The 16,661-nt window shown below is 52.6% G+C and carries 11 protein-coding genes and 1 pseudogene; 6 read left to right on the forward strand and 6 right to left on the reverse strand.

The window, feature by feature from the left end; all coding sequences use genetic code 11:
- Window positions 1-222: 222 nt before the first annotated feature.
- From DZE2538_RS10785 to DZE2538_RS10805, 5 genes and pseudogenes are all read right to left on the reverse strand, one after another.
- Window positions 223-1,908, reverse strand: coding sequence for a methyl-accepting chemotaxis protein (locus tag DZE2538_RS10785; RefSeq protein ID WP_038916313.1), 1,686 nt, complete (start codon window positions 1,906-1,908; stop codon window positions 223-225).
- A 380-nt stretch (window positions 1,909-2,288) separates the two neighbouring features.
- Window positions 2,289-3,950, reverse strand: coding sequence for a methyl-accepting chemotaxis protein (locus DZE2538_RS10790; RefSeq protein WP_038916315.1), 1,662 nt, complete (start codon window positions 3,948-3,950; stop codon window positions 2,289-2,291).
- A gap of 509 nt (window positions 3,951-4,459) precedes the next feature.
- A pseudogene (locus tag DZE2538_RS10795) lies at window positions 4,460-6,119 on the reverse strand (methyl-accepting chemotaxis protein).
- Between the two features lie 237 nt (window positions 6,120-6,356).
- Window positions 6,357-6,710 (reverse strand): hypothetical protein, encoded by a 354-nt coding sequence (locus DZE2538_RS20875; protein WP_146214208.1) that lies wholly within the window; start codon window positions 6,708-6,710, stop codon window positions 6,357-6,359.
- Between the two features lie 35 nt (window positions 6,711-6,745).
- Window positions 6,746-8,377 (reverse strand): methyl-accepting chemotaxis protein, encoded by a 1,632-nt coding sequence (locus DZE2538_RS10805; protein WP_330217003.1) that lies wholly within the window; start codon window positions 8,375-8,377, stop codon window positions 6,746-6,748.
- Between the two features lie 799 nt (window positions 8,378-9,176).
- Here DZE2538_RS10805 and DZE2538_RS10810 point away from each other — a divergent pair.
- The 4 genes from DZE2538_RS10810 (at window position 9,177) to DZE2538_RS10825 (ending at window position 12,683) form a co-directional block, all read left to right on the forward strand.
- Window positions 9,177-10,040 carry a LysR family transcriptional regulator gene (locus tag DZE2538_RS10810; protein WP_038916318.1) on the forward strand — a complete coding sequence of 288 codons (864 nt, stop codon included), beginning with the start codon at window positions 9,177-9,179 and terminating at the stop codon, window positions 10,038-10,040.
- Window positions 10,041-10,131: 91 nt separating this feature from the next.
- On the forward strand, window positions 10,132-11,253 hold the full coding sequence (locus tag DZE2538_RS10815; protein WP_019845706.1) for an S-(hydroxymethyl)glutathione dehydrogenase/class III alcohol dehydrogenase: 1,122 nt from the start codon (window positions 10,132-10,134) through the stop codon (window positions 11,251-11,253).
- Between the two features lie 20 nt (window positions 11,254-11,273).
- Complete coding sequence (gene fghA / locus DZE2538_RS10820; protein ID WP_038917166.1) at window positions 11,274-12,119, forward strand: S-formylglutathione hydrolase; 846 nt, start codon at window positions 11,274-11,276, stop codon at window positions 12,117-12,119.
- A gap of 351 nt (window positions 12,120-12,470) precedes the next feature.
- Window positions 12,471-12,683 carry a KTSC domain-containing protein gene (locus DZE2538_RS10825; RefSeq protein WP_012885013.1) on the forward strand — a complete coding sequence of 71 codons (213 nt, stop codon included), beginning with the start codon at window positions 12,471-12,473 and terminating at the stop codon, window positions 12,681-12,683.
- Window positions 12,684-12,737: 54 nt separating this feature from the next.
- Here the strand turns inward: DZE2538_RS10825 and DZE2538_RS10830 are convergent, their stop codons facing one another.
- The gene (locus tag DZE2538_RS10830) at window positions 12,738-13,826 is read right to left on the reverse strand and encodes an oxidoreductase (protein WP_038916319.1); all 1,089 of its coding nucleotides are present in this window, start codon (window positions 13,824-13,826) and stop codon (window positions 12,738-12,740) included.
- Window positions 13,827-14,087: 261 nt separating this feature from the next.
- Between DZE2538_RS10830 and DZE2538_RS10835 the strand changes: the two genes are divergently transcribed.
- Together DZE2538_RS10835 and DZE2538_RS10840 are read left to right on the forward strand one after the other, a co-directional pair.
- Complete coding sequence (locus tag DZE2538_RS10835) at window positions 14,088-15,599, forward strand: sugar ABC transporter ATP-binding protein (RefSeq protein ID WP_038916320.1); 1,512 nt, start codon at window positions 14,088-14,090, stop codon at window positions 15,597-15,599.
- A gap of 83 nt (window positions 15,600-15,682) precedes the next feature.
- Window positions 15,683-16,603, forward strand: a complete 921-nt coding sequence (locus DZE2538_RS10840) for an ABC transporter permease (RefSeq protein ID WP_226511704.1) — start codon at window positions 15,683-15,685, stop codon at window positions 16,601-16,603.
- Window positions 16,604-16,661: the final 58 nt, after the last annotated feature.

A 16,661-nucleotide genomic window follows, 5' to 3' on the forward strand; every position in this document is an offset into this window, starting at 1 on the left:
TAACGTTGCCCAGAGCCAACGTCGGCCACAACTCTAATGGAGTGCCTGATGATTATCCAGTGATTGTGTGTCATGGCTGATGAAAAGACTTCAACTTGCCATCACGAGCTTGCCATCATGCCATCACGCTCTCCTGCCATCGTAATATACCCGGCCGCATTCACACGGATGAATGCGGCAGAGTTAATACGTTAGACGTAAATATATTAATAGATAGCGGCGTTAGAATTTCTCCCAGTTATCCTGTCCACCGGTTTTACCAGCTGGTGGCAACGCGGGCATCGTTCCTTTAAGTGACGGGCGTTTAAGCGCCAGGTTGTCGGCCTGTCCCCGATTCCCCGCCGCCGAACGGTACTCGGTACCAAGATGGAACACTTCCACCGCTTGCGTCAGTTGCCGTGCCTGCTCTTCCAGTGAGGAAATCGCCGCCATTGCCTGTTGTACCAGGGTCGCATTCTGCTGGGTCACACTATCCATTTCATTGACTGCCTGACCGATTTGCGAAATCCCCCGGCTCTGTTCATCTGACGCAGAGGCAATCTCACCAATCAGATTACTGACGTGCGATACCGTGTCGATAATCGTCTGCATCGCTTCCCCAGCCTGCTTGACCTGTGTTGAGCCCACATCCACCCGGGATACCGATTCCGCAATCAAGCCTTCAATCTCTTTGGCCGCCTGAGCGCTGCGTTGCGCCAGGCTGCGCACTTCACCGGCTACCACCGCGAACCCCCGGCCCTGTTCGCCGGCACGGGCCGCTTCCACCGCCGCGTTCAGCGCCAGAATATTGGTCTGGAAGGCAATACCGTTAATGACTGAGGTAATATCGCCAATCTTGCGGGAGCTGGCGGTAATGCTGTCCATCGTTTCCACCACAGTATTGGTGATTTTCCCACCTTGTATCGCCGCGTCGGAAGCCTCCTGCGCCAGCTTGGTGGCCTGATGGACGTTTTCTGCGTTGTGCTGCACGGTAGAGCTCAGTTGTTCCATGCTGGCGGCAGTTTCCTGCAACGCTGATGCTTGCTGCTCGGTGCGTCCGGAAAGATCATTGTTACCTTGCCGGATTTCGGTCGCCCCCTGATAAATCGCCTCGGCGGTATCACGAATCAACGAGACGGTATCTTTCAAACTCAGTTGCAGTTTTTTGATGTCGGGAATCATACGTCCGGCACAGTTACGGCCGAATTCATCCAGATGCTGATCGAGCCGACCGGCGATCAGTTTCCCGAGGTGTGCCTGAATTATAGAGATAGGATTTACCAGATACCGGGTCAGATAGCGTTCACTGATCAGGAAAATGATCACACTGATAATCAGCGCCAGTATTAAGGTATTTCGGGTCCAGTCGTTATGCGTGTTCACTGCCCCCAAAAAATCGGCATTCGTCACCGCCGCGGTATATTTCTGCGCCGCATCACCAAATGCCCAACTGGCTGGTGGATACACTTTACGAAATACGCTACGAAATGCCTCCAGATCGTTTTTCTGCAGTGCGGCATACATGGGATCGATCGCCGTCGAAAGTAACGCCGACCAGCTTGATACCATTTCATCGGTGATTTTTTTATCCACACCAATTTGTGGTGCTGCCTTAAATTTTCCCAATGCATCTTTGGTATTATTAATGGCTGTCAGCGCCATATCCAATGTCTTTTTAGCATTCTCTGCATCGTTAAATTGCAGATAATCCATCACACGCGCCATTCGGGTGACGGAACGGAAGTATTGGTCATTGCCATAGGTGAGATAGCTCTGGGTTTTACTTTGAGTCGAGTTATCATTTAACAGCAGCGTGACCTGCTTTAACGAATACAGGCTGTAGCCGGATACACTCCCCCAGAGCACCACGAAAAATCCCATAATAAATAACATCATTACTCTTATACTGATATTTCTTAGAAAAGACATAATTAACTCCCGAATGTTATTTGACGTTTTCCAGGATTTGCTGAGCAGCAGAGTGTCCTTTACCCCTTAATACAACAGTCACCCATTCAGAACGCACTGCACCAAATGCCACCTCGCGGCTCTTCATATAGCGCAAATGATACCGATTGGTAGTTATAAGCAGGATGATCACTATGTGAACGCGTACGTTCTGATTTATCAGCAAGTATAGGCAGGGATAGAAAAAATGAGATGACGCAACCGGTTATTCGTATAAAAACCACGTCAGAAAAACGGCAATATCACGCGACTGTCACACTCTTGTTATGTCGGAATACCCAATAAAAAATGCACCGGCTAACCGGTGCATTTTCGTGTAAAACATGAACGCCTGTGCAGACTCAGAAGGTTTCCCAGTCCCCGTGCGATGACCGGGCTGGCAACGCCGCCGTTTTCGGTGCCGGTCGTTTCAGCGCCGGTGTGGCAGTGCGTGGCACGTGTAACGTCGACGACGACCCCAGGTCAAACGACGCCACCGCGGCCGCCAGACTCTGCGCCTGCTCATCCAGCGAGGCTGCCGCCGCAGACGCTTCCTGCACCAACGCCGCGTTCTGTTGCGTCACCCCGTCCATTTCCGTCACCGCCTGACCAATTTGCTCGATACCCCGGCTCTGTTCGTCAGACGCCGCCGAAATCTCACCCATCAGGTCATGCACCCGCGAGACCGAGGAGATAATCCCCTCCATCGCGCTGCCTGCCTCGCGTACCAGTGTCGAGCCTGTATCTACCCGGCTGACCGATTCGCCAATCAGCGTTTCAATCTCTTTCGCCGCCTGCGCACTGCGCTGCGCCAGGTTTCTCACTTCACCTGCCACCACCGCGAAACCACGCCCTTGCTCACCAGCCCGCGCCGCTTCCACCGCTGCGTTCAGCGCCAGAATGTTGGTCTGGAAGGCAATGCCGTTAATGACGGTAGTGATATCCGCTATTCTGCGGGAACTGTCCGAGATGCTCTGCATGGTGGTGACCACGTTGTCGGTAATGTTACCGCCCTGTCTGGCCATCTGCTGGGCTTCTTCCGAAATCTGGCGGGCCTGACGCACGTTATCGGCGTTATTTTTTACCGTCGAGGTCAGCTCTTCCATGCTGGCGGCGGTTTCCTGCAACGCAGCGGCCTGCTGGTCGGTACGGCGTGACAGCTCGTCATTCCCCTGGCGGATTTCGCTGGTACCGGTATAAATCACCGTCGAGCTGTCGTGAATGGTCTGTACCGTATCACGCAGGTTGTGCTGCATCGCCCGAATGTAGGGGATCAACTGACCGGCACAGTTACGGCCGAACTCTTCCAGTTCCACACCCAGTTTGCCGCTGGTCAGCAGTTCCAGATGGCGTTTAATCTGACCAATTGGTTTCACCAGATAGTTCACCAGATAACGGTCGCTGAGGAACAGTACGATAACCCCCAGAATCAGTGCCGCCAGCAGCATATTTTTATTGACGGTAATGTGTTTTTCGACCTGGATGATGCCATCGTCAGACTGAATAGCCGTGGCATATTTCTCCGCGATAGCGCCGAATTCTACGCTCAAAGGCGGGTACTGTTTACGGAATAGCAGGCGAAAATCATCCATGCGACCGTCTTTAATCGCTGTCAGCATCGGTTCGACCGCGCTTTGCAGTAACCGGCCCCACACTTCGGTCATTTGCTGTACGACTGCTTTATCGACCCCGACGTGTTCGCTGCTTTTAAACTGCTCCAGCGCGTCTTTGCTGTTTTTCAAGGCGGTATCAGCGGAGCTCAATGTCTTCTGAGCATTCTCCGTATCCCCCGTCTGCAGGTAGTCCACTGCGCGCAGCATCCGGGTGACGGTACGAAAATACTGGTCATTACCTTTGACCAGCATGGAGTAACTTCTTTTTTGTGACATGTTGTCATTCAGCAGATCATTCATGTCACCAAATGAACTCAGTGTGAAGACAGAAGCCATTCCCCAGATAACAGTAAACAGCGTCAGGATAATTAACAGCATTTTTCTGACGGTGATGTGTCTTAAAATATTCATAGTAGACTCCGGATAATTAGTCGCGCCTTTAGCGCTTGCGTAGTCATGGCCACCGGTGTTTGGTTATTCCCCAGTTCAAATAATGTGCAAACTTTAAAACTGTACACCTGACATATATCGTGGCAAGAAAAACCTTGGCTAAAACTTTCAAAAAATGAATAACACTTTTTAATTCCGGCATGCAGTACGGTTAAATAAAACCGTGTTTCCTTTTTATACATCACATTTATTCTACCACGTCTGCCAACACGTTCACTGTGTTTTCATGGTTAACGCTACAGGACAAAAATTAAGTGAGCCTTAAATAAACAAAATAAAAATGACAATGATCACGTTATCTCACTTTTAACAATTTTATTTTTAATTTCCTACGTTACCGTTTTTTGAATCTTAAATGAACCATAAATGGTCGAGACACGTTTCTGTGTGACTCACTGGCCCACTGCAGACAGCCAAATGCACCGGCTTGCCGGTGCATTTTCGTATAAAACAGGGTGGTCTGTGTAGGCTCAGAAGGTTTCCCAGTCCCCACGCGATGACCGGGCTGGCAGTGCCGCCGTTTTCGGTGCCGGTCGTTTCAGCGCCGGTGTGGCAGTGCGTGGCACGTGTAACGTCGACGACGACCCCAGGTCAAACGATGCCACCGCGGCCGCCAGACTCTGCGCCTGCTCATCCAGCGAGGCTGCCGCCGCAGACGCTTCCTGCACCAGCGCCGCGTTCTGTTGCGTCACCCCGTCCATTTCCGTCACCGCCTGACCAATTTGCTCGATACCCCGGCTCTGTTCGTCAGACGCCGCCGAAATCTCACCCATCAGGTCATGCACCCGCGAAACCGAGGAGATAATCCCCTCCATCGCGCTGCCTGCCTCGCGTACCAGTGTCGAGCCTGTATCTACCCGGCTGACCGATTCGCCAATCAGCGTTTCAATCTCTTTCGCCGCCTGCGCACTGCGCTGCGCCAGGTTTCTCACTTCACCCGCCACCACCGCGAAACCACGCCCCTGCTCACCGGCCCGCGCCGCTTCCACCGCCGCGTTCAGCGCCAGAATATTGGTCTGGAAGGCAATGCCGTTAATGACGGTAGTGATATCCGCTATTCTGCGGGAACTGTCCGAGATGCTCTGCATGGTGGTCACCACGTTGTCGGTAATGTTCCCACCCTGGCGCGCCATCTGCTGTGCTTCTTCCGAAATCTGGCGGGCCTGACGCACGTTATCGGCGTTATTTTTTACCGTCGAGGTCAGCTCTTCCATGCTGGCGGCGGTTTCCTGCAACGCAGCGGCCTGCTGGTCGGTACGGCGTGACAGCTCGTCATTCCCCTGGCGGATTTCGCTGGTACCGGTATAAATCACCGTCGAGCTGGCGTGAATGGTCTGCACCGTATCACGCAGGTTGTGCTGCATCGCCCGGATATAGGGGATCAACTGACCGGCACAGTTACGGCCGAATTCTTCCAGTTCCACACCCAGTTTGCCGCTGGTCAGTAGTTCCAGATGGCGTTTAATCTGACCAATTGGTTTCACCAGATAGTTCACCAGATAACGGTCGCTCAGGAACAACACCGCAATACCAATGATTAACGCAACCAGCAACGTACTTTTGCTCATGGCAATGTAATGCTCGGCATCCACAATGGTATTGTCGGACTGAATGGCGGCAGCATATTTTTCCGTCAACTCACTGAGTTCCACACTCATTGGCGGATATTGCTTCAGATAAATTCGTTTAAATTCGTCCAGTCGCCCCGCTTGCAACGCTGTTATCATCGGCTCTACCGCATTAGCAAGAATCTGCTCCCACGAGGTCACCAATTTCTGAACCTGCTCATCGCCAACGCCTATTTGCCGACTATTCTTAAATTGCGCCAACGCCTCTTTGGTATTCTTAAGCGCCTCTGCCGCACTTACCAGAGTTTTTTTGTGCACTATCCGTATCACCTTGCTGAATAAACTCCGGTACACGCGACATGCGCGTTACCGCACGGGAATATTGATCATTACCTCTGACCAGAATGGAATAACTTCTTTTCTGATCCTGATTATCGTTTAATAATCGACTAACATTACCTAACGAATATAACGTAAAAGAAGAGGCAATTCCCCATACAATACTGAATAAGGCAAGAATGATTAACATCATTCTTCTGACGGTAATATTTTTCAAAAACATTGCAGCAGGCTCCGAATTATTTTTTGCGCTCAGCTCGTATTTTCATCATCACCCACTCTGGCTGCTATACTGAATGCCATCAAAAAACCTTCAGCACACATTATTTGCACTCGTATAGTGACAAGAAAATCCCTGGTAGAGTGGATAATAATGGCGTCACGATCGGCCATAGCATTTACCTCTCTTTTATGAATCATTGCCAATGAGACAAATAAAAAGTCTGACTTATCTATTTTGTCACCCGAAAACACCATTCGAATCTCGACAATTTTCACGTTGAGAGTAAACAGCGAAAATTAAGCGAGCCTTAACACCCGTTATCACCAACATAACGAATGGCAACCTTGACTGGTATTCTTTTGTTATCTTATTAAGATCATTAGCTGTTTTCCTTTCATCGGCCATACCGATTACTGCAATTGCTATTTCCGTTAAATTAACCGCCATGAGAACGCCATCATCAACGGTGATGCCGCGACAAGAGAGAGAAAATCGAACCAACTGTAAAATAACGACCACAAGAATATGAAGAGAATCGGGCAATGCGAAAAGAACCGGGTGAAATGTAACGACGACACATAGACCAGCCATCACCGCACAACGCGGTGATGGCTGTTACTGCACGTTTAGCGAGATGACAGCGCCCCTAATGCCAGGGGTGATGACGGCAGCCTCTGGTTTGCGTGATACGAGTGGTCATCCTCTTCCGACAGGCTGAATACGGCGACGGCATCGGCCAGTTGCCCAGCCTGCTGCTCCAGCGAGGCAGCGGCCGATGCCGCCTCTTCCACCAGTGAGGCATTCTGCTGCGTCACGCTGTCCATTTCCGTCACGGCCTGACCGATTTGCATGATGCCACGCTTTTGCTCTTCCGATGCCAAAGCAATATCCCGGATCAACGCATCCACACCCCTAATACCGCTGATGATATCGCCCATCGCCGCTCCCGCCTGCGCCAGTTGGACAGCTCCATCCTCCACACGCTGAACGGAATCGCTGATAAGCGCACTGATGTCTTTAGCCGCCTGAGCACTACGCTGCGCCAGATTACGCACTTCCCCCGCCACCACAGCAAACCCTCGGCCAGACTCACCAGCCCGAGCGGCTTCCACCGCCGCATTCAGCGCCAGGATATTGGTCTGAAAAGCGATACCGTTGATCAGGGTAATGATGTCGCTAATCTGACGAGAACTACTGGATATCCCTGCCATCATCGCTTCCAACGCTTTTCCAACCTCACCGCCGGTAACGGCCCGTTTCGTCGCATCCTGTGCCAGTTGGCTGGCTTGTTTCAGGTTATCCGCGTTGTGGATAACGGTAGCGCTCAATTGTTCCATGCTGGCTGCGGTTTGCTGTAATGAAGCAGCCTGTTGCTCTGTCCGGCTGGCGAGTTCATCGTTACCGCTTTTGATCTCACTTGCCCCCACATGCAATGCCGCCGAGTTATCACGAATAACACTCACCGTGTCGCGCAGATTGCTTTGCATATGACGGACGTATGGGATCAGTTGTCCGATGCAATTGCGCCCGAACTCTTGCAACTCAACACCAAGACGCCCTTGCGTCAACGCACTCATGTGACGTTTGATGTCGCCTATCGGTTTAACCAGATAGTTAACCAAATAACGATCGCACAACAGCAACATCAGAACCCCCAACACCAGTGCCGCACTGAGTACATTTCGACTGATAGTCGCCAAATGGTTTGCTTTCTCTAATGAGTTATCAACCTGTATCGTTTCGCCGTACTGCGCCACATTGTTGCCAAATGCCAGCGCCAAAGCGGGATAAACATCCAGATAGTCATGTTGGTATTCGTCAAAACGCCCTGCCCGACTGGCATTGAGCATCGGAATCAGCGCCTGGGAAATCGCGTTTTCCCAGGAATCGGCGATTTTCCCCGCCAGTGTCGGGTTGATTCCATCCTGACTGGCGGCACGAAACGTACTCAGCAGCGAACGGGTCGTATCGAGGTTACTCTGCACCTTTTGCAATAAAGCCTGAACCTGCGCCGTATCCCCGCGTTGTTGGAATAATGTACTGCGATTAAGTAACGCGATTGACTGGGTAAAAGCCTCCCGACCATTAGCCAAAATAGTGTAGTTTTTTTTCTCAGTCTGATTTGTGTCCAATAATGATTCAACTTTATTGAGCGATATGATCGTCGTAATCGCACTGCCTCCCCAAATTAAAGTAAATCCGGTGAGTATGATTAATAACATAGCCCTGATGGTGATATTTCTTAAAATGCTCATCATGATATCCAGATAATTATGTGTAGTTTGAATAATGCCCTATCCACAGCGCGGAAAAACGCGATGGCACGAATATGGATAAGGTAATTCCCTTGAATAATCCGGGTCGCATAAAACCGGTGATTGCATGATTTCCCAGTCACTTACATGGGTAAGTAGCCAGGACTACATCATGCATCTGCGACCTGAAATAGGGTGGGTATACCCAAAATAATTCGAGTTGCAGGACAACACGCTCGCGTGTTGAACAACGCTACGCGTTGGCCCTTTAGGGCAAGGCTCATTAGAGCCTTGTAACGCGGCAAGAGAGTGAACCCCGATGAGCTTACTCAGGTAAGTGATTCGGGTGAACGAACGCCGCCAACACACCTGCAATTTGAAGTATGACGGGTAATATAGCAATCAATACTGACTGCCAATGCCGTCCATAGGATGTCATAAGAAATAAAGAGCGATAACCAGGCTCCATGCCAAAACCCGAATCTCATCTTATCCTCACTTTGCGATAAAAAAAAAGCCGTCCTGTTACATTGCGGCTCATTTAAATGTCACAAAAAATAAATATGAGTGCCTGACATCGTTTATTTACCCTCTCTATGTCAGGGATATTAATCAGGTAATAACCTGCGTTATTAAAAATATGCCGAGCCCGCAGAATCTATTCCAATAAAACGATACGGTATGCGATGCCGTTTTTTATATCAGTAGACCAGCACGCACCCGGGTTGTCAGCAGCCTTCACAACCGCTACACTCAATAAAAATAAACAACTCAGTAAAACTTGTTCACAAAAAGAGAATACATGGACCTGACTCAACTGCGCATGTTCTGTCTGGTGGCGGAAACCGGCTCTCTGGTGCGAGCTGCCGCCCAGCTTGGACGCGTGCCGTCTAACCTCACCACCCGACTGCGCCAGCTGGAACAAGAGCTAGGTACCGATCTATTTATTCGTGAACGCCAGCGAGTCCGTCTTTCACCGGCAGGCCATAATTTTCTGTGTTATGCCCAACGTATTTTGTCACTCAGTGATGAAGCGCTAGCCATGGCACACACCAGTGAACCTGCCGGTCTGTTTGCGCTGGGAGCGGTAGAAAGCCTGCTTACCACAGCACTGCCTGAACTACTGGCGCTATACCATCGCCGTTACCCCCAGGTTCAGGTGTCGCTGCGTAGCGATACCTGCGGCGCATTGCTGGAAGCCGTGAATGCGGGTGAGCTGGCAACGGCGCTGGTCACCGGCCCTGTCACCCACGATGCCATCAACAGTTGCCGCATTTTTTCACAACAGTTAGTGCTGATTACCGCGGCAGGCATTCCGCCCGTGTCCCAGGCCTCACAGGTCAAACACCTGCCTTTGCTGACGTTCTCCGCCGGGTGCGGCTACCGGCAGCGACTGGAAGGCTGGTTTCGTGGGCAAGGCATCACCCCGATCACTATCGTAGAAATGCCATCGTATAGCGCGCTGCTGGCAGGCGTTGCAGCAGGAAGCGGCGTGGCGATGGTACCGATCGACGTTCTGAACGCCCTGCCTGCCGGGCAGCAGGTTCAACCGCATCAATTACCGGGCGATGTGGCGTCGGTCACCACCTGGCTTATCTGGCGGCGGGATGCGTTTGGCCCCAGCGTCGAGGCACTGAAAAAACTGATGATTGAACTCGGCACCTGATGCCTCGCTGTCAACAGGCCGTATCAACTCGCGAATACCGAAAATTATCTCTATACCTCACTATACCTGACTGCATAAAAGGAGCTTCACCATGCAAATGATTAAAACCCGTGCCGCCATCGCCTGGGGCCCTAACCAACCACTGTCAATCGAAGAAGTGGACCTGATGCCGCCACAGAAAGGCGAAGTGCTGGTGCGTATCCTCGCCAGCGGTGTCTGCCATACCGATGCCTACACGTTATCCGGCAAAGACCCGGAAGGCGTGTTCCCGGTGATCCTCGGTCATGAGGGTGCTGGCATCGTCGAAGCCGTGGGAGAAGGCGTGACCAGCGTCGCGGTCGGTGACCACGTCATCCCGCTTTATACCCCTGAGTGCGGGGAATGCAAATTCTGCCGCTCCGGTAAAACCAACCTGTGTCAGGCTATCCGCTCCACACAGGGTAAAGGCCTGATGCCAGACGGTACCCACCGTTTCTTTAAAGACGGCAAACCGATTTTCCACTACATGGGGACCTCAACGTTTGCAGAACGTACCGTCGTGGCGGAAATCTCGGTGGCAAAAATCAGCAAAGACGCGCCACTGGAAGAAGTTTGTCTGTTAGGTTGCGGCGTCACCACCGGGATGGGCGCGGTGACCAATACCGCTAAAGTGAAAGCCGGTGATACGGTAGCGGTATTTGGTCTCGGAGGCATCGGGTTATCTGCCATTATTGGCGCTAAAATGGCCGGAGCCGGTCGTATTATTGGTATCGATATCAACACCAGCAAATTTGAGCTGGCACGCAAGCTGGGCGCGACCGACCTCATCAACCCGAAAGACTACGACAAGCCAATTCAGGAAGTGATTGTCGAGATGACCGACGGCGGCGTGGATTTCTCTTTCGAGTGTATCGGTAATGTCAATGTGATGCGTTCCGCACTGGAGTGTTGTCACAAAGGCTGGGGGGAATCGGTGATTATCGGTGTGGCCGGTGCAGGCGAAGAGATCGCCACCCGCCCCTTCCAACTGGTGACCGGGCGTGTCTGGCGCGGCTCCGCATTTGGCGGCGTCAAAGGTCGCAGCCAACTGCCGGGGATCGTCCAGCGCTATCTGGATGGCGAGTTTCAGCTCAACGACTTTATCACTCATACCATGCCACTTGAGCAAATCAATGAGGCATTTGATCTGATGCACGAAGGCAAATCCATTCGTTCTGTGGTGCATTTCAACTGATGACGGAGAACCCACTCGCCATGACGACGTCACTGGAATTGCTGGAAGAACACCGGCTGTTCGGCGGCTGGCAACGGCGCTATCGCCATGCGTCCAGCACGCTGAATTGTGACATGACCTTCAGCGTGTTTTATCCGCCTGTGGCAGGCGATACCCCGCCGCCCGTGTTGTACTGGCTGTCGGGGCTTACCTGCAACGACGAGAACTTTACCACCAAGTCAGGTGCTCAGCGCTTCGCCGCCGAACTGGGACTGGTGTTGATTATGCCGGACACCAGCCCCCGCGGCGATGACGTACCAGACGATGCGCAGTACGATCTGGGCAAAGGCGCAGGCTTTTACGTCAATGCGACCCAGGCGCCCTGGGATCGGCACTTCCGTATGTTCGACTATATCAGCGATGAACTACCTGCATTGGTGCGTCAACACATCAGTGCCAGCGACCGGCTTTCCATTAGCGGCCATTCGATGGGTGGACACGGCGCACTGATGATGGCACTGCGCCATCCCGGCCGGTTTCGTTCAGTGTCAGCCTTCGCCCCTATTGTCAATCCGACGCAGGTACCCTGGGGGCAAAAGGCTTTCAGCGCCTATCTGGGGGATGACCCGCAGCATTGGTTGGACTATGACAGTTGCTACTTGCTCGCCCATAGCAGCTCGCCGCTACCGACGCTTATCGATCAAGGCGATGGTGACAGCTTCTTGCACCTGCAGCTCCAGCCCGAGCAACTGGAAACGATCGCCACAGCCCGGCAGTGGCCGTTGACGCTGCGTATACAGCCAGATTACGACCATAGTTATTATTTCATCGCTAGTTTTATTGAAGATCATCTGCGTTTTCATGCAAAACACTTGCATGAAAACTAAACGGAGTTGTTTAATAACATCACCTCACAGCACGGGACGGTCCATCATAGGCTGTCACGGTCTGTGTCGGTGTAGCATTTAACCTGTGAGATCGCCACTGATGATGGGAATCTGCCCTGACGGGCAATGATTGACGGCGGGATAGATTCCTGTAGCCGTGGCATCCTCGGCTACTGTGTGTTTGTCAGCGTGCGGATTAAAAAAGCCAGGGAAATGTTTATCTCATTCTTTGTCTGTTTTTATGGTGCGTACCGGCCCTCTGGAGGTCGGAACTGATCAAAACACCACAGCGTGTAACATTAACGTTGTATTCAACGTTGTATTGCAACCTCTAACAGGGAGTAATTTGTTTTGGAACGCAAGCGAGTATCTTCCACCGAGCTGTTTGCCGTGGGGTACGATTCGGAAAACCGCATATTAGAAGTAGAATTACTAAACGGTAGTCTGTATCAGTACAAAAACGTGGCACTGATGATTTATGAAGAGCTGATGGCATCTAATGCCAAAGCACGCTACTACGCACGTTACATCAGAAACTCCTTTCCGTATGACAAGCTGCAGTAACCCTGCCCGATACCACACCAACGGGGCGGTGTTGTAAACCGCCCCGTTGTTTTATCACACGCCCGTCTGTTCTACCGACCGAAACGCCGCCAGCAGCGTTCCAGTGTCTATCGCACCGGGCAAATAATGAATGGATTCGCCTGCCTGCAACGTTCGTGCGATCACCGCCTCAATTGATGCGGTATCGTCAATATCTACCCCCAACTCAGCCAGCGACACCGGCAACCCGAATACCTGGAATGCCGTTTTCAACTGGCGCAACGTATCAGACTGCCCTAACAACGCGCATTGCACCAAAATACCGTATGCCACCTTGGTCCCATGCAGAAACGGCTCTGTTTGTGGTAATACCGTCAGCCCATTGTGCACCGCATGCGCCGCCGCCACTCGGGTATAACGCTCACCCAGCCCCCCAACCATGCCGCCACCGGCAATAATCGCGTCAATCACATCCAGAAAATCCTGATTCAACGTGGCAGTATCCACCGCCTTCAGTGCGGATTCACTCTGGCGCAGCAGCACATCACGGATGTCCTGCGCGGTTTGTAACCCAAGCCGCACTGTCAGTGATAACGCCTGTGGCTCGGGGCTTAGCACCACCGCTTCATACCATTTGGCCAACGTGTCACCAATACCTGCCAGCAGGTACGCCACCGGTGCCGCCAGCAGAATACGCGGCTCTACCAGCACCAAATGATTAGCATCAGTAAAAATTTCAAATCGCAGGGCCTGCCCGGCTTCGTTATACCAGACAGACAGCGGCGTCCAGGCGGCACAAGTCGCCGCGATAGTCGGTATCGCCACCAGCGGCAAGCCCAGACGACGCGCCACCACCTTAGCGGTATCTAACACCGCCCCTCCCCCTACGCCAATCACCACCGTGCGATCATCGCCCGCTGCCGCGATTAATCGTGCAACTTCATTTTCACTGCAATGCGCGAAAAAGCAGGCCGAGCGGGCCGTCGGCGCGGAAAACGCCGCAGGTAAATAAGGTCGGGCTGCCGCCAGAGCACGTTCACCGTGAATCCAAAATGCGCGCGACAATATCTCGGGTGGATAAAACTCGCTCAGTTGGTCAATCGCCCCTGGAAAAGAAAAATAGTTGGCCGGTCCTACCTGGACGCGGATATCAGTTGTACTCATTACAGATACGTTCCTGTTCGACTAGTGAGGGGATAAACCTCCGGTTTAACCGGAAACCCTGTGCGGAAACACCACATTGAAAACCATATTTAGGCATAACGGATCGCGGTGTTAATAACGTTTTTGCTTAAGTTATGCTTTTTCATTTCTGTCTTAAGACGTCTGGAGCGCCATTCAGGCATTCCATTCTGCGGTTAATGTGATATTTTTCAACGTCGACATCTCGTCATTATCGCTATTAAGAACACGTTGTTGTCAATTATGTCCATAAACCCGCGCTCGCGTCTGGAAATGCGCTACATTTCCATCTCTTTTGCCGGATTTCCGGCCCTCAGACAGGTGAATTTCACGCTGGAAGGCGGTTCTATCCATGCGTTGACTGGCGCTAACGGCGCGGGAAAATCCACACTGATGGCGATTCTTTCTGGTGCTTATGACCATTACAGTGGAGATATTCTGCTGGATGGCGAAAAAGTCGCAATTCATTCTCCGCGAGACGCCAAACGCCACGGTATTCATCTGGTGCAGCAAGAAGTGGATGCCGCACTGGTGCCAACGCTATCGGTCGCGGAGAACATTATGCTGGACCAGTTGGCGCAAAGCGGCCATGTACTCAACTGGCCTGCGCTCTATCAGCAGGCAGAGGCGTTGTTGACACAGTTAGGGGTCAGCATTAACGTCCGCCAGCGACTGGAACGCTGCACACTGGCGGAAAAGCAGCAAATTCTGCTGGCACGAGCGCTCTCTCATCGTTGCCGCTTTTTAATTCTTGATGAACCCACCGCACCGCTTGATCAGGAAGAAAGCGCGCGTTTGTTTGCGGTGGTGCGTCGCCTGCAACAAGACGGTATCGGCATCGTCTTTATTTCACACCGCATTCATGAGTTGAGCGCGATTTGCGACACATTGACGGTACTGCGTGACGGGCAGTTCGTCAGTTGCAGTCCGATGCAAGGGCTCAGCGGTGAAGAAATTGTTGAACGCATGCTGGGCCATCAGTTGGATGATATTTTCCCGCCACGTCGCCAGCAGCATGACGGTCATGTGCTGTTGCAGGTAGACGGCCTGCACGATGACACACTGCTGTACAACATTTCACTGCGGCTACGCAAGGGAGAAATCCTTGGCATTGCCGGTCTTGCCGGTGCCGGCAAGACCGAGCTGTGCAAAGCGCTGTTTGGTGCAACCCGCAGTCGGGTTGACGCCGGGCACTATCTGGGCCAGCCCTGGCGCCCCACCTCACCGGCCGACGCGGTGCAGCAGGGGATTGCGCTGGTACCCGAAGAACGGCGCAAAGAAGGCATTTTTATTGACGATTCCGTCACCATGAATCTCAGTATCAGCGACTGCGACAGTTTTTCCCGTTACGGGCTATTCGGGCACGGTCAGGCGCTGGCCTGGGCCCGGTCCCTGATCCAGCGGTTGACCATCCGCACCAGCGGGCCGCAACAGCGTTTGCGACGCCTGTCCGGCGGCAACCAGCAAAAGGTCGCTATCGGCAAATGGTTACGCAGCGACATGCAGGTGCTGATTTTGGATGAGCCCACTAAAGGCGTGGACATCAAAGCTAAACAGGATTTATTCACCCTGATCGACTCCCTGGCCCGCCAGGGTAAAGGCGTGATTTATGCTTCCGGCGAGTTCTCCGAACTGGTGGGGCTGTGCGATCGCATTTGTGTACTGTGGGATGGACGCATCGTCGCTGAACTCGACGGTGCCGATGCCGACGAAGAAACGTTGTTACTTTATTCAACCGGAGGAACTCCCGCGTGAGTCAGCCAATCGTATCCAACAGCGCCCCTAAGGACGCGATCCCCTTTCACCATCGTCTGTTTGACCTGTTTTATAAATGGGGAATGCTGATTACCGTCGTCTTGTTGATTGCCCTGTTTGGGCTGGCATCGGACAACTTTCTGGATCCGAACAATATCATCAACATCCTGCGTTCTATCGCCATCGTTACGGTGATAGCGATAGCAGTGTCCATTTCGCTGTCGGTTGGCGGGTTTGATTTGTCGGTCGGGTCGACCGCCTCGCTGGCGAATGCGCTGGTGATATCGCTGTTCGTCTGGCACGGCTTTAGTACCACCGGTGCCATTGTTCTGACGCTGGCGTTGTGTTTGTTAGTCGGGCTGTTTAATGCCTTTTTAATCGTGATACTGCGTATTCCGGACATGCTGGCAACGCTGGCGAGCCTCTTTGTCATTCAGGGCGTCGCCATGACGTACAGTTACGGCGGCTCCATCACCCAGAATATGCTGTTGCCGAGCGGCGAGATGGCAGAAGGCGTGATCCCCGAGGTGTTCTCTACACTCGGCCATGTACCGGTGATTGTGATAATCATGCTGGTCGTAACCATTCTGGTGCAGTTGTATATGTCGCTCACCAAACACGGTCGACGTATGTACGCCATTGGGGGCAACCCGGAAGCGGCACGTCTGGCTGGTATCCGCACCGCGCGTTATCGGGTGCTGGCGTATCTGCTTTCATCGCTGTTAGCCGCACTGGGCGGCATTCTGCTGGCATCGCGTATCGGCTCCTCGCAGGTCAACGCTGGGGGCGGATATCTGATGGACGCCGTCGCTGCCGCCTATATTGGCTTTTCGCTGGCAGGCTCCGGAAAACCGAATGCATTGGGTACGCTGGTGGGTGCGGTGATCCTCGGTGTATTGCAAAACGGGCTGGTCATGCTGTCCGTGCCCTACTACGCGATGGATATCATTAAAGGGTTAGTACTGGCACTGGCGCTGGCGATGACTTACTTTCATAAACGCTGATTGACCTCCCCTGCCCGGTTTCTGAGGGCGGGGAATTCCCCCTCTGCTTTATTCGTTG

It is taken from the genome of Dickeya zeae NCPPB 2538, from assembly GCF_000406165.1.
GTDB classification, from domain to species: domain Bacteria; phylum Pseudomonadota; class Gammaproteobacteria; order Enterobacterales; family Enterobacteriaceae; genus Dickeya; species Dickeya zeae.